This window comes from Paraburkholderia sp. CI2 (assembly GCF_014201055.1).
GTDB lineage: Bacteria > Pseudomonadota > Gammaproteobacteria > Burkholderiales > Burkholderiaceae > Paraburkholderia > Paraburkholderia tuberum.
Genome location: NZ_JACHDL010000010.1, coordinates 99,485 through 113,279 on the forward strand (window position 1 = coordinate 99,485; position 13,795 = coordinate 113,279).

General features: G+C 58.7%; 8 protein-coding genes and 2 pseudogenes. 8 read left to right on the forward strand and 2 right to left on the reverse strand.

The genetic code is table 11. From position 1 onward, the window contains the following. The first annotated feature begins 269 nt into the window (after positions 1-269). From antA to antC, 3 genes are read left to right on the forward strand one after another with little or no spacing between them, the layout of a single operon-like run. Positions 270-1,661, forward strand: a complete 1,392-nt coding sequence (antA, locus tag HDG32_RS16055; RefSeq protein ID WP_184068757.1) for an anthranilate 1,2-dioxygenase large subunit — start codon at positions 270-272, stop codon at positions 1,659-1,661. Further along, the gene (antB, locus tag HDG32_RS16060) at positions 1,658-2,146 is read left to right on the forward strand and encodes an anthranilate 1,2-dioxygenase small subunit (RefSeq protein WP_184026235.1); all 489 of its coding nucleotides are present in this window, start codon (positions 1,658-1,660) and stop codon (positions 2,144-2,146) included. The genes antA and antB overlap by 4 nt, the downstream gene beginning before the upstream one ends. A gap of 15 nt (positions 2,147-2,161) precedes the next feature. Then, a complete protein-coding gene (gene antC / locus HDG32_RS16065) occupies positions 2,162-3,190 on the forward strand; it encodes an anthranilate 1,2-dioxygenase electron transfer component AntC (protein WP_184068760.1) in 1,029 nt (342 codons plus the stop codon). 6 nt (positions 3,191-3,196) lie between these two features. Here antC and HDG32_RS16070 read toward each other — a convergent pair whose 3' ends face one another. After that, the gene (locus tag HDG32_RS16070; protein ID WP_260336491.1) at positions 3,197-4,120 is read right to left on the reverse strand and encodes an AraC family transcriptional regulator; all 924 of its coding nucleotides are present in this window, start codon (positions 4,118-4,120) and stop codon (positions 3,197-3,199) included. A 303-nt stretch (positions 4,121-4,423) separates the two neighbouring features. Here HDG32_RS16070 and HDG32_RS37030 point away from each other — a divergent pair. Next, positions 4,424-4,845 (forward strand): annotated as a pseudogene (locus HDG32_RS37030) (methyl-accepting chemotaxis protein); the annotation flags it as partial. A gap of 328 nt (positions 4,846-5,173) precedes the next feature. Here the strand turns inward: HDG32_RS37030 and HDG32_RS16080 are convergent. After that, a pseudogene (locus HDG32_RS16080) lies at positions 5,174-6,367 on the reverse strand (IS256 family transposase). Positions 6,368-6,543: 176 nt separating this feature from the next. Between HDG32_RS16080 and HDG32_RS16085 the strand changes: the two are divergent. The 4 genes from HDG32_RS16085 to HDG32_RS16100 are packed head-to-tail and all read left to right on the forward strand — an operon-like array spanning position 6,544 to position 13,697. Then, positions 6,544-9,585, forward strand: a complete 3,042-nt coding sequence (locus HDG32_RS16085) for a type I restriction endonuclease subunit R (RefSeq protein WP_184068770.1) — start codon at positions 6,544-6,546, stop codon at positions 9,583-9,585. Further along, complete coding sequence (locus tag HDG32_RS16090; protein ID WP_184068773.1) at positions 9,575-10,900, forward strand: restriction endonuclease subunit S; 1,326 nt, start codon at positions 9,575-9,577, stop codon at positions 10,898-10,900. The genes HDG32_RS16085 and HDG32_RS16090 overlap by 11 nt, the downstream gene beginning before the upstream one ends. Continuing rightward, complete coding sequence (locus HDG32_RS16095; RefSeq protein ID WP_184068776.1) at positions 10,897-12,087, forward strand: AAA family ATPase; 1,191 nt, start codon at positions 10,897-10,899, stop codon at positions 12,085-12,087. The genes HDG32_RS16090 and HDG32_RS16095 overlap by 4 nt, the downstream gene beginning before the upstream one ends. Next, positions 12,084-13,697, forward strand: a complete 1,614-nt coding sequence (locus tag HDG32_RS16100) for a type I restriction-modification system subunit M (protein ID WP_184068779.1) — start codon at positions 12,084-12,086, stop codon at positions 13,695-13,697. The genes HDG32_RS16095 and HDG32_RS16100 overlap by 4 nt, the downstream gene beginning before the upstream one ends. The last annotated feature ends 98 nt before the right edge of the window (positions 13,698-13,795 follow it).

A 13,795-nucleotide genomic window follows, 5' to 3' on the forward strand; every position in this document is an offset into this window, starting at 1 on the left:
CGTCAAAAACGCGACCTACGAAAAACGTTAGCGTAGCAGACATGGCGTACAGGCAAACGTTTGCGTATCCGGGTGTTTGCCCGCACGCGCCAGAACGGCACGCCAGAAGTCCCGTCCGGCGGGGGTTGCGCCCGATCGCCAGATTATCCGGGTGCCGTCCAATTATTCGGATAGCAAATGCGAATTGGCTGGATAGTTGGCCTCGCCACTTGGGTATTCAATCGAGCCTGTCACGTTCAAACGATTGAACACAAGGAGAGCGACACATCATGAGCGAGAAGCGCAGCGCCTCGGAATGGCGCGAATTCGTCAGCGGCTGTCTGGACTTCCGCCCCGCGGAAGGCGTGTACCGGATTGCCCGCGAAATGTTCACGGAGCCCGAGCTGTTCTCGCTCGAGATGGAGCACATCTTCGAGAAGGCCTGGATCTATGCGTGCCACGAAAGCGAGATCCCCAACAAGAACGATTTCCTGACGATGCGCGCGGGCCGCCAGCCGCTGATTATCTCGCGCGACGGCGCCGGCAGCCTGAATGCGATGATCAACGCGTGCCAGCACCGCGGCGCGACGCTCACGCGTATGACCAAGGGCAACCAGTCGACCTTCACGTGCCCGTTCCATGCATGGTGCTACAAGAACGACGGCCGGCTCGTGAAGGTGAAGGCGCCGGGCGAATACTGCGACGACTTCGACAAGTCGGTGCGCGGCCTGAAGAAAGCGCGCATCGCGAGCTACAAGGGCTTCGTGTTCGTGAGCCTCGACGTCGACGGCATCGACACGCTCGAAGATTATCTCGGCGACGCGCGCATCTTCTTCGACATGATGGTCGCGCAGTCGCCGACCGGCGAGCTCGAAGTGCTGCCCGGCAAGTCGACCTACACGTTCGACGGCAACTGGAAGCTGCAGAACGAGAACGGTCTCGACGGCTATCACGTGAGCACCGTGCACTACAACTACGTGGCGACCGTGCAGCACCGCATCGAGGCGAATGCGAAGAAAGGGGATAACCCCGGCGGCACGCTCGACTACAGCAAGCTCGGCGCCGGCGACAGCGAAACCGACGACGGCTGGTTCGCGTTCAGGAATGGCCACAGCGTCCTGTTCAGCGACATGCCGAATCCGCAAGTGCGTCCCGGCTACGAGAGCGTGATGCCGCGGCTCGTCGAAGCCTATGGCCAGGACAAGGCCGAATGGATGATGCACCGGCTGCGCAATCTGAATGTCTACCCGAGCCTGTTCTTCATGGACCAGATCAGCTCGCAGCTGCGCATCGTGCGGCCGGTCGCGTGGAACAAGACCGAGGTCATCAGCCAGTGCATCGGCGTGAAGGGCGAGTCGGCGAAGGATCGCGAGAACCGCATCCGTCAGTTCGAAGACTTCTTCAACGTGTCCGGCATGGGCACGCCCGACGACCTCGTCGAGTTCCGCGAGCAGCAGCGCGGCTTCCAGGCGCGCCTCGAACGCTGGAGCGACATCTCGCGCGGGCATCACAAGTGGGCCAGCGGCGCGACCGCGAACACCACGCTGCTCGGCATCGAGCCGAATCTGACCGGCACCGAGCTGACCCACGAAGGGCTTTACGTGAACCAGCACGGCACCTGGCGCGACGCGATCCTCAAGGGTCTCGACAAATCCATCGAATCGCAGGGAGAGCAGGCATGAGCCAACTCCAACACTCCGTCGAGCAGTTTCTGTATCTGAAGGCCGATCTGTGCGACAAGCAGCAATGGGACGAATACCTCGATCTATTCGATCCGCAGAGCGTGTTTCATGTGCCGCAGTGGGATTCCGAGCACGTGTACACGACCGATCCGAAGCAGGGCATGTCGCTGATTTACTACTCGGATCGCGCCGGTCTCGAAGACCGCGTGTTCCGGCTGCGCACCGGCAAGTCGGCCGCGTCGACACCGCTGCCGCGCACGATGCATCAGATCAGTAACGTGCGCCTGAGCGAGCGCGAAGATTCAAGCGTCGAAGCGAACGTGAACTGGTCGACGCTGTACACGCGTCACGGCTCGACCGACTACTTCTACGGCCGCGCGGTGTACGACCTGCAAGCGTCGGGCGATAGCTGGAAGATCAAGCGCAAGCACGTGCTGCTGCTGAACGACCACATCAACGCGGTGCTGGATTTCTACCATCTGTGAGCCGGGGGCACGACGATGAAACATAAGGTCGCGTTGAGCTTTGCCGATGGCAAAACCGCGTTCTTCGATGTGAGTCCGAACGAGTTGCTGCTCGACGCGGCGCTGAAGAACGGCGTGAACATTCCGCTCGACTGCCGCGAAGGTGTGTGCGGCACCTGCCAGGGGCGCTGCGAATCGGGCGACTACACGCTCGATTACGTCGACGAGGAAGCGCTCAGCGAAGAAGACCTCGCGCAGCGCAAGATCCTCTCGTGCCAGACGCGCGTGAAGTCGGATGCGTCGTTCTATTTCGACTTCGACTCGACGCTGTGCGAAGGCGCCGGCACGAGCACCGTGTGCGCGAGCGTGGTCGGCGTCGAGCTGGTCTCGGCGACGACCGCGATTCTGCGAGTCGATGCGAGCGCGCATGAGCGTCAGCTCGATTTTCTGCCGGGCCAGTATGCGCGCGTGAAGGTGCCCGGCACCGAAGAATGGCGTTCGTACTCGTTCGCGAATCATCCGAACGCGCGCAACGAGTTGCAATTCCTGATCCGTCTGCTGCCCGACGGCATGATGAGCAACTATCTGCGCGAACGTTGCAAAGCCGGTGATACGGTCGAGTTCGAGGCGCCGCTCGGCGCGTTCTATCTGCGCCAGGTCGAGCGTCCGCTCGTGATGGTGGCGGGCGGCACGGGACTCTCCGCGTTCCTCGGCATGCTCGACGACATCTCGGCGAAACGCAATGTCGCGCATCCGGTGCATCTGTACTACGGCGTCACGAATGCAGCCGATCTGTGCGAGACCGGGCGCATCAACGGCTACAAGGCGAGCATCGAAGGATTCGCGGTCGAGACGGTCGTGATGAATCCGGCGCCGGGATGGTCGGGCAAGACCGGGCTGATTCCCGAGCATTTCGACCGCTCGTTTCTCGAATCGAATGGCTTCGACATGTACGTGTGCGGACCGCCGCCGATGGTCGAAGCGATCAAGACCTGGCTCACCGAACATGGTATTCAGGATTACCGGCTGTTTTACGAGAAGTTCGGCGAAAGCAACGCGCGATAGGACGTTCTAACGCCGTGCCGCGCGCTTCAGCGTCTCGGATGGCGACTCGCCGAACAACGCCTTGTACTCGGTCGAGAAACGGCCGAGATGGGACATCCCCCAGCCCAGCGCCACCGACGAGATATTGCGCACCGAGCGGTCGTCGAGAATGTCGCGCCGCGCCGATTCGAGCCGGTAGCGTTTCAGATACGCGATCGGCGCGCAGCCAAAATATTGACGGAAGCCGTCGAACAGCTTGAAGCGCGACACACCCGAAGCGCGCTCGATGTCTTCGAGCGTGATCGGCTCGCGCGCGTTGTCGTGAATGAACTGGCGCGCGCGGGTCAGATAATGCGGTGGCGTCGGCGCGGTCGCGTTGGCCAGCTGTTCCGAATAGTTATGCGGCTGTGACAGCAGCAGCCCCTTCAGCAACGTCAGTTCGAACTCGCTGGACATGTAAAGCTGCCCCAGCGATGGTCCCGAGCGCTCCATCTCGCCGGCCAGGAACTTGACCATGCGCCACCACGATGCCTGATCGCCGGTGGCTGCGTCCATGTCAGGCTGGAACACGAGCGGCGCTTCGATGGGGCGTTGCAGCATCGTCTGCAGCACCTGTTGGAGCGCGGAGCGAGGAATCGCGACGTGCAGCTTGCGGCAATTGCCGGTGATCGCGAGATCCTGCGATTCCTGCGGACTGACGATCAGACCGCAATCCTGATCTGACAACCACCTCTTGCCGTGTGCTGCGAGCTCCTGTTGACCGACCATCGGCAGGCTCACGCTGTAGCAGTTCAGCGGACTGCTCTCGCTCACCGCGACCGTCACGTCGGTGCCGTATTCGACGTAGCCTATCGTCGTCGCCATCGAACGAAGTACGGTGCCGGACTGGTGGAAGCGCAAGCGCTCCGGGTGACTGACCTGGAGGCCGTGGGGGCCGCAGATGGACGCCATCCAGTCGCGGGCGCCGTCTAGGTCGCTTAAGGCGGCGCGGAGATCGCGGTTGTTGGGGTCCGGTGTTGACATACGTGGAGACGAGCTATTGTGGTGCGTGCCCCGAGGGGAGACAGTCCATCTGGGCGCAGAACGGGGGACATGATGGGTTTGGCTAAGCCTACCTCAACCGTGACCGCTCCGGGTGGATGAATAAAACATTGTCCTCCGGTAAAGCACCGCTGTGCTGGCATGGAGAATTGCTGCCAAATGGAAAAGAGACCGAAATTCAAACGAAAGGCGATGCATTCATCACGCATTTTAAATACGCGCAAAACCGTGCAAGCTTCTAATTTTTCGGTCATTGCGTTGTCTGTTGCGCAGAAGGGCAGCGCGGTGGCCGGCCGGAGGTCGTCAATACGACGTGGCACATCATCGACAGCTCGACGAAGATCGCGGACATCACGGCGATCATCGAGGCGTTGCGTTTCAGACCAACATTCTCGCGCTGAACGCGGCCGTCGAAACGGCGCGCGCCCGCGAGCAGGGACTCACAGCTTCGCGGTCGTGGCAAGCGAGGCGCGCAGCCTCGCGCAACGCTCGTCGAGCGCCGCCAGGAGATCGAGGACCCGATCGCGACGTCGGTCGACCGGATCCGCGACGGCTCGGCGCTCGCTGGCGAAGCGGGGAGGACGATGAACGAGGTCATGCACGCCGTCGCACGCGCGACCGACTTGATCGCGGAGAGGTGGGATAAGTTCTGACCGGAGCTTTTTCGCCTGCGCGTCGCGCCTGCTGTTCCCGAAGGCACGGCATGCGGTCAACTCGTTCATCGAGGGCAATGACGATGTGCGTTGGTCGATGAAGAAAGACAAAAACCGGCGGGAGGCCGGTTTTTGTTGAGAGGAGGAGGATCGAATAATCGCGCTGAGGGCCGCGGGACGGGCATCGCGCTTACCAGTGATTTCAGATATGCCCCCAGGGAAGGGCTTTGTGTGGGTTCATTTGAACGTGAGATCTAACTCCCGACCGGAACCTGTCCGAATTTTTGTGTGCGACGCGGTTTAAATAGCGTTACCCACGTGCCAAAGTAAATCGCTCGCCAAACAGGATAGCAAACTGGTTCATGGCGGTTTTCCAGTCGAAGGTGGCCCGCACGGACTTGGCCAGTATGTTGCGCAGGGCCAGCCAGAGGAGTTCGATCGCCGCGTCGTCGTTCGGGAAGTGGCCGCGGGTCTTGATGATCTTGCGCAGTTGCATCTTCAGACTCTCGATGGCATTTGTGGTGTAGACGACCCGGCGGATCTCCGGCGGGAACACAAAGAACGGCGTGACATGCTCCCATGCGCGTTACCAGGATTGCACGATAGTCGAATATTTCGCTCCCCGCGGGCCACCGGGAAACGCCTGCAGGGCCTCCCGCGCGGCCTGTTCGCTGGGCGCGGCATAGATGGGCCGTAGCGCCTCGGCAACGTCCTTGCGGTCTTTCCAGCCGGCGTATTCCAGGCTGTCGCGCATCAGATGCACGATGCAGGTCTGCACGGTCGTGCGCGGATATGCCGTGCCGATCGCCTCAGCTAGGCCCTTCAGGCCATTGACCACGGCGATCAAGATGTCCTGGCAGCTCAGTGGCTTCCGTTCATTGAACACCTTGAGCCAGAACTTCGCGCCCTCGGTCTGTTCGATCCACAGGCCGAGCACATCGCGCTGGCTGTTGGCCTGGATGCCCAGCGCCACGGACACGGCCTTGTTGCTGACCACGCCATCGCCGCGAATCTTCACGCGCAGCGCATCGAAGAACACCACCGGATACATGAGGTCGAGCAGACGGCTTCGCCAGGCCAGCGTTTCGGCCATCACCTCATCGGTGACCGAGCTGATGAAATCGGGCGAGACTTCGGTGCCATAGCTCTCCGCGAGAAACGCCTGGATTTCGCGCACGCTCATGCTGCGTGCGTACATTGCGATGCTGCGCTCGTCGAATCCCGTGAAGCGGCGTTCGTGTTTGCGAATCAGGATCGGCGCGAAGCTGCCATCGCGGTCTCTGGGCAGTTGCACCTTGACGGCGCCCCGGTCAGTGATCACCGTCTTGCCGCTGGCACAGTTGCGCTCGTGGGCCTGTCCAGCGGGTTTGGGCTGCCCCGGCCTGTATCCCAGATGCAGATTCATTTCGGCGCCTGTGGCGCGCTCGATGAGCGCCTTGTTGAACGCCAGCATCAGGTCCTGCACTTCGGCCGCCGTCATAGGCCCTTTGACCAGCTGGTCCATCAACCCTTCAGGCAGGGCAGACAGCGGCCCTCGGGCCGCCGTCTGTGAAGCAACCGTGCGCTCTTCTTCATCGGCGTATCCATGACTTTTACCTCTCATGATATGCCTCACCCACAAAATCACGGATAGGTCCGAAGCTGTAGAATTCAAGGCTATTGCGCAAAAATGCAAACACTATGAACACGGCCGAAAGTCAGATTGAACAAGATTTCATCGCCAAGCTCGGTGAGCTTAAGTACACGCCGCGTCCCGACATCCGCGATCGCGCCGCGTTTGAGAAAAACTTCCGCGAGAAATTCGAAGCCCTGAACAGGGTCCGCCTCACGGATACCGAGTTCGCCAGGCTGTTGGATGAAATCGTCACTCCGGATGTCTTTACCGCTGCCAAGACCCTGCGCAACATCAATGCCTTCACCCGCGACGATGGCACGCCGCTGAACTACACCCTTGTCAACCTCAAGGACTGGTGTAAAAACCACTTCGAGGTCGTCAACCAGCTCCGCATCAACACGGACAACAGCCACCACCGTTACGACGTCATCCTGCTCATCAACGGCGTGCCCTGTGTGCAAATCGAGTTGAAGACTCTCGGCGTGAATCCGCGCCGGGCCATGGAGCAGATCGTCGAGTACAAGAACGCCCTTGGCAACGGCTATACCAAGACGCTGCTCTGTTTCATGCAGCTTTTCATCGTCAGCAACCGCGACCGCACCTACTACTTTGCCAACAACAACAGCCGCCACTTCGCATTCAATGCCGACGAGCGCTTCCTACCCATCTATGAGTTCGCGGACGAGGACAACCGCAAGATCACCCAACTCGACGAGTTCGCCGAGCGCTTCCTGAAAAAGTGCGACCTCGGCCGCACCATCAGCCGCTACATGGTGCTGCTCGCCGGGGAGCAAAAGCTCATGATCATGCGGCCCTACCAGGTCTATGCCGTGCAGCACATAGTGAAGTGCATCGACGAAGACAACGGCAACGGCTACATCTGGCATACAACCGGCAGCGGCAAGACGCTCACCTCCTTCAAGGCTTCCACCCTACTTAAGGAAAACGACCACATCAACAAGTGCGTCTTCGTCGTGGACCGCAAAGACCTCGACCGCCAGACGCGGGAGGAATTCAACAAGTTCCAAGAAGGCTGCGTCGAAGAAAACACCAACACCACCGTCCTCGTTCGCCGCCTGCTTTCAGAGGACTATGCGGACAGGGTCATCGTCACCACCATCCAGAAGCTTGGTCTCGCGCTGGACGAAAACAGCAAGCGTAACAAGCAGCGCACAAGAAACGGCCAGGCCACCTACAAGGAGCAGCTTGAGGCCCTAAAGAACAAACGCATGGTCTTCATCTTCGACGAGTGCCACCGCTCGCAATTCGGCGATAACCACAAAGCGATTAAAGAGTTCTTCCCGAAGGCTCAGCTTTTCGGCTTTACCGGCACGCCAATCTTCGAAAAGAACGCCTCTGTGCAGATGATTGAGGGCACCGCGGCCTCCATGCGCACCACTGAAGACCTCTTCCAGAAGCAGCTTCACGCCTACACCATCACCCACGCCATTGAGGACGGGAACGTCCTGCGTTTCCGCATCGACTATTTCAAGCCCGAGGGCAAGAACCCGCCGAAGCCCGGCGAAGCTATCGCAAAGAAGGCTGTCATCGAAGCCATCCTCGCCAAGCACGACGCCGCCACTGCTGAGCGCCGCTTCAACGCCATACTCGCCACCGCGTCAATCAACGACGCCATCGAATATCATGCGCTGTTTAAGACGATGCAGGCCAAGAAACAGGCCGCCAATCCCGACTTCAAGCCGCTGAACATCGCCTGCGTCTTCTCTCCGCCCGCAGAAGGCGATGCTGATGTGAAGCAGATCCAAGAAGACCTGCCTCAGGAGCAAGCGGACAACGAAGAAGACCCCGAGGGAAAGAAAACCGCCCTCAAGGCCATCCTCGCCGACTACAACGCCCGCTACGGCACCGATCATCGCCTCAGCGAGTTCGACCGCTACTATCAGGATGTGCAGAAGCGCATCAAAGACCAACAGTGGCCGAATACGGACTACCCCCCGGCGCAGAAGATCGACATCACCATCGTCGTGGACATGCTGCTCACAGGCTTCGATTCCAAGTTCCTGAACACGCTCTATGTGGACAAGAACCTCAAGCATCACGGCTTGATCCAGGCCTTCTCCCGCACAAACCGCGTACTGACTTCGGTTCAGACTGAAGATACGAAACCCGTAGGGATAAAGCCGTTTGGCAACATCCTCGATTTCCGCCAGCAGCAGGACGCCGTGGATGCCGCCATCGCTCTCTTCTCCGGTGAGAAGACTGGCAGGGAGGCGCGAGAAATCTGGCTCGTGGACAAGGCGCCTATTGTGATCCAGAGGCTAGAGGCCGCAGTGCAAAAACTCGACGACTTTATGGTGTCCCAGGGCCTAACCTGCACGCCTTCCTCCGTGGCTAATTTGAAGGGCGACGAGGCCCGCGCCGCCTTCGTCACCCACTTCAGGGAGGTCCAGCGGCTCAAGACCCAGCTTGACCAATACACCGACCTCACCGAGGAGAACAAAGCCACCATCGAGCAGGTGCTCCCCGAGGAAAACCTGCGCGGCTTCAGAGGACAGTATCTGGAAACCGCCAAAACGCTCAGAGACCAGCAGGGCAAGGACGGCGACAAACCCGGCGCCACCGACCCCGTGGACCAGCTCGACTTCGAGTTCGTTCTCTTCGCGTCCTCCGTCATCGATTACGACTACATCATGGGCCTCATCGCCAAGTTCTCGGAAAAAGGCCCGGGCAAGTCGAAGATGACCCGCGAGGAACTCATCGGCCTCATCAGCGCCGATGCTAAGTTCATGGACGAGCGCGACGACATTGCCGAATACATCGGCACGCTGAAAGCAGGCGAGGGTCTCTCTGAGGCCGCCATCCGCGAAGGCTACTCCCGTTTCAAGGCGGAGAGGAACGCCAGGGAACTCGCCGCCATTGCCGCGAAGCACGGCCTCGCCACTGCCGCCCTTCAAGCCTTCGTAGACGGCATCCTCGACCGTATGATCTTCGATGGCCAACAGCTCAGCGACCTCATGGGCCCGCTTGACCTCGGCTGGAAAGCCCGCACGCAGGCCGAACTCGCCCTGATGGAAGACCTGCATCCCCTCCTCACCAAACGCGGCGGTGGTCGCGACATTTCAGGACTCAGCGCCTATGAGCCGTAAGATGAAAACCAGCGCCACGAAGGAAGAGGTCGCGCCCGCGCTGGTGCCGAAGCTCCGATTTCCGGCGTTTCGGGGGGCTGAAGACTGGACAACTGCGACGCTTGGATCGGTTGCGAAAGTCAGCACCGAGAAAGTAGGAGATAAGGCCTGCATTCCCATGAGCATCACCTCTGGCGTTGGTTTGGTCAGCCAGACGGAGAAGTTCGGGCGCATTATCGCCGGAAGCTCCTATGCCAACTACCTCCTTCTTAAGAAGGACGACTTCGCCTACAACAAGAGCGCCACCAAGGAGTATCCCGAAGGCTTCATCGCGTTATATTCCGGTAATGATCTTGCCGCTGTGCCGAACAGCATTTTCACCTGCTTCCGCATCAACGGTGAGTCGCCTGTCCCGCAATACCTGAACTACCTGTTTCTCGGCAATCTGCATGGTAAGTGGTTGCGGAAATTTATCGAGGTCGGTGCACGTGCCCATGGATCGCTGAGCATTAACAACGGCGATTTGCTCGCTCTGCCTGTGCCTCTTCCAAGCGGAAAAACCTCTGTTCGCGAACAACATAAAATCGTCGAGTGCCTGAGTTCGGTGGACGAGCTAATGGACGCTCAAGGCCGGAAAGTGGACTCGCTCAAGACCCATAAAAAGGGGCTGATGCAGCAGCTTTTCCCCCGCGAAGGCGAAACCCAACCCCGCTTTCGCTTCCCCGAATACCAAAACGGCGGAGAGTGGGAGGTGACAGAGCTGAACCATTGTCTCGAACGGATCATCGACTATCGAGGCAAGCCACCACCCAAAGCAGAATCAGGCGTGCCACTTATCACAGCCAAGAATGTGAGGTTCGGCTGGCTCGACATGACCAATGACGAATATATCGATGCCGAGGCATACGATGAATGGATGACCAAAGGGATACCAAAGGTGGGCGATATACTTTTTACCACAGAGGCACCACTTGGGAATGTGGCGCTCTTCCCAAATGACGGAAAGTTTGCTTTGGGGCAGCGGATCATCACGCTCCGATGCAAAACCAAGAAATGCGTTCCGGAGTTTCTATTCCAATCGCTGCTTGGCCCGCAGATGCAGCAGACGATTGATTTTCACAGCACTGGATCGACGGCGAAAGGCATTAAGTCTTCTGTCTTTATCACTCTCAACCTCAGGCATCCGAAAGTCGAAGAACAACAACGCATCGCCTCGTGCCTGAGCAGCCTCGACGCCCTGATCACCGCCGAAACTCAAAAGCTCGTAGCCCTCAAGACCCACAAGAAAGGTCTGATGCAGCAGCTTTTCCCATCTCCGGAAGAAGTTGAGGCATGAGTAACAAGCCAAAGATCAGCAAATATGCCAATCTGCGGACACTCGCGAGAAAGCTGCGCGACGATCTCTGCGGCGTCGAACTCCTCCTCCTCTATGCCTACAACCGAACCGGCAAGACGCGGCTCTCGATGGAGTTTAAGGACACGGGCAAGCGCAAGAACAACGGCAACGCCGACACCCTCTACTTCAACGCCTTTACTGAAGACTTGTTTACTTGGGAAAACGATCTCGACGGTGATTCACTCCGGCATCTGCGGCTAAATCCCGACTCAACTTTCTTCAATGGCCTGAAGGACCTCGCGCTCGACGAAACGATTGCGGGCTATCTCAGCCGCTACGCCGACTTTGACTTCGACATTGATTACGAAACATGGAAGGTCTCTTTTCGAAAAGGTGAGGCGGAGAACATCAAGATCTCCCGTGGCGAGCAGAACATCTTCATCTGGTGCCTCTTCATGGCCATTTGCGAGCGGATGCTCGACGGACACGTCTCATATCAGTCGAAGAAATATCTTTACATCGACGATCCGATTTCTTCACTGGACGATAACAACGCTATCTCTGTCGCCTGCGATCTCGCCCAGCTCCTGCGTCGGGCTGCAAGCAGGAAAGATCAGAACGGTGCCCCCGCGCCCATTAAGATTGTCTTTTCCTCCCATCACGCTCTTTTCTTCAACGTGATGTGCAACGAAATCGGCAGGACGAAGGAGGGGGAGCCGAAAGTGACTCACAAGCGCTACTTTCTGCACCGCCTCAGTGGAGGCGGTGCCTATACCCTGCGTGCCACCGAGGACACGCCGTTCTTCCATCACGTTGCGTCTTTAGCCGAAGTCCAACTGGCCGCCGAACCCGGCACAGGCAAGCTCTATACTTTTCACTTCAATGCGCTTCGCAGCATCATGGAGAAGACTGCTTCGTTTTTTGGGCACGCGGACATTTCCTTCTGCCTCAAGGTGCTGGATAACGAGCAAGATCGAGCGCTCTACAACCGCTCCCTGAACCTCCTCAGCCACGGCAAATATGCCATTAACGAACCAACTGAAATGGGCGAGGACAACCAAGAGCTGTTCCGTCGCATTCTGAGAGACTTCACCACCAGGTTTCAGTTTGCTTTGCCGGACATTCTTGAGGCGACAACGACCGCAGCACCCAACGCAACCGCCACCGCACCTGCTACGACCATATGAACGAATCAAATCAAAAAAGGCTCAATCAGACTCTTTGGAGCATCGCCGACCAACTGCGTGGGGCGATGGATGCGGACGACTTCCGCGACTACATGCTGTCCTTCCTCTTTCTGCGCTACCTCTCCGACAACTACGAGACGGCGGCGAAGAAGGAGTTGGGCCGCGATTACCCGGACGTGGGTGTAGACAGTCGCAAGGTGCCGTTGGCACTCTGGTATGCGAACAACGAGGACGACATCTTGGCGTTCGAGAAACAAATGCGGCGCAAGGTCCACTACGTTGTCCAGCCCGCGCACCTCTGGAACAGTATCGCCAACCTGGCCCGCACCCAAAACGCTGAGCTGCTGAACACGCTGCAAGCGGGCTTCAAGTACATCGAGACGGAATCCTTTGAGAGCACCTTCCAGGGCCTCTTCTCCGAGATTGACCTGAGTTCCCCAAAGCTCGGCAAAACCTACTCAGACCGGAACGCCAAGCTCTGCACCATCATCCAGAAAATCGCCGAAGGACTGACGCAGTTTTCCACGGACATCGACGCCCTAGGCGATGCCTATGAATACCTGATTGGCCAGTTTGCTGCCGGGTCCGGCAAGAAGGCGGGTGAGTTCTATACCCCGCAGCAGATTTCGGACGTACTCTCCGCGATCGTCACGCTGGACAGCCAAGAGCCGAGGACCGGGGCCAAGAAGCGACTGGACAGTGTGCTGGACTTCGCATGCGGCTCCGGCTCGCTGCTGCTGAACGTGCGCAAAAAAGTGAGCAAGGCCGGCGGCACCATCGGCAAGATATTCGGCCAAGAAAAGAACATCACCACCTACAACCTCGCCCGCATGAACATGCTGCTGCACGGGGTGAAGGACACGGAGTTCGACATCTTCCACGGCGATACCCTGCTCAACGAATGGGACATGATGCGGGAGCAGAACCCGGCGAAGAAGCCGAGTTTCGACGCCATCGTCGCCAACCCGCCCTTCAGCTATCGCTGGGAGCCGACCAGCGCGCCGGCCGACGACGTGCGCTTCAAAAGCCACGGCGTCGCCCCCAAATCCGCCGCCGACCTTGCCTTCCTTCTCCACGGCTTCCACTTCCTCAAAGACGAAGGCGTGATGGCCATCATCCTGCCGCACGGCGTGCTCTTCCGTGGCGGTGCCGAGGAACGCATCCGCACCAAGTTGCTCAAGGACGGCCACATCGACACTGTCATCGGTCTGCCCGCCAATCTCTTCTACTCCACTGGCATCCCGGTCTGCATCCTTGTGCTCAAGAAGTGCAAGAAGCCCGACGACGTGCTCTTCATCAACGCTGCCGAGCACTTCGTGAAAGGCAAACGCCAGAACCAACTGAGCAAGGAAGACATCGCGAAGATCATCGACACCTACCAGTTCCGGAAGGAGGAGTCCCGCTACTCCCGGCGAGTGGGAATGGAGGAGATCGAGAAACATGACTTCAACCTGAATATCTCGCGCTACATCAGCACGGCAGTGACTGATGAAGAGGTTGATCTGACGGCAGTGAATCAAAAGCTTGTCGATATCGAGAAGAAGATTTCCAAGGCTAAGGCCACGCACAACGCCTTCCTCAAGGAATTAGGGTTGCCGTTGTTGTCTTGACGCTTATGTGCCTGGATTTCGCTGCGACCAGACATGGATCAGAAACGGAAAGGGCAAGCATCGCAGCTTGGTTTTTTCTTTGATGATCAATCATTTAC

What these genes read in the sequence shown, in the direction of transcription:
- antC (WP_184068760.1), top strand. Translation starts at nt 2,162, where the DNA reads ATGAAACATAAGGTCGCGTTGAGCTTTGCCGATGGCAAAACCGCGTTC.
- antA (WP_184068757.1), top strand. Translation starts at nt 270, where the DNA reads ATGAGCGAGAAGCGCAGCGCCTCGGAATGGCGCGAATTCGTCAGCGGC.
- antB (WP_184026235.1), top strand. Translation starts at nt 1,658, where the DNA reads ATGAGCCAACTCCAACACTCCGTCGAGCAGTTTCTGTATCTGAAGGCC.
- HDG32_RS16090 (WP_184068773.1), top strand. Translation starts at nt 9,575, where the DNA reads ATGAGCCGTAAGATGAAAACCAGCGCCACGAAGGAAGAGGTCGCGCCC.
- HDG32_RS16095 (WP_184068776.1), top strand. Translation starts at nt 10,897, where the DNA reads ATGAGTAACAAGCCAAAGATCAGCAAATATGCCAATCTGCGGACACTC.
- HDG32_RS16070 (WP_260336491.1), bottom strand. Translation starts at nt 4,120, where the DNA reads ATGGCGTCCATCTGCGGCCCCCACGGCCTCCAGGTCAGTCACCCGGAG.
- HDG32_RS16085 (WP_184068770.1), top strand. Translation starts at nt 6,544, where the DNA reads ATGAACACGGCCGAAAGTCAGATTGAACAAGATTTCATCGCCAAGCTC.
- HDG32_RS16100 (WP_184068779.1), top strand. Translation starts at nt 12,084, where the DNA reads ATGAACGAATCAAATCAAAAAAGGCTCAATCAGACTCTTTGGAGCATC.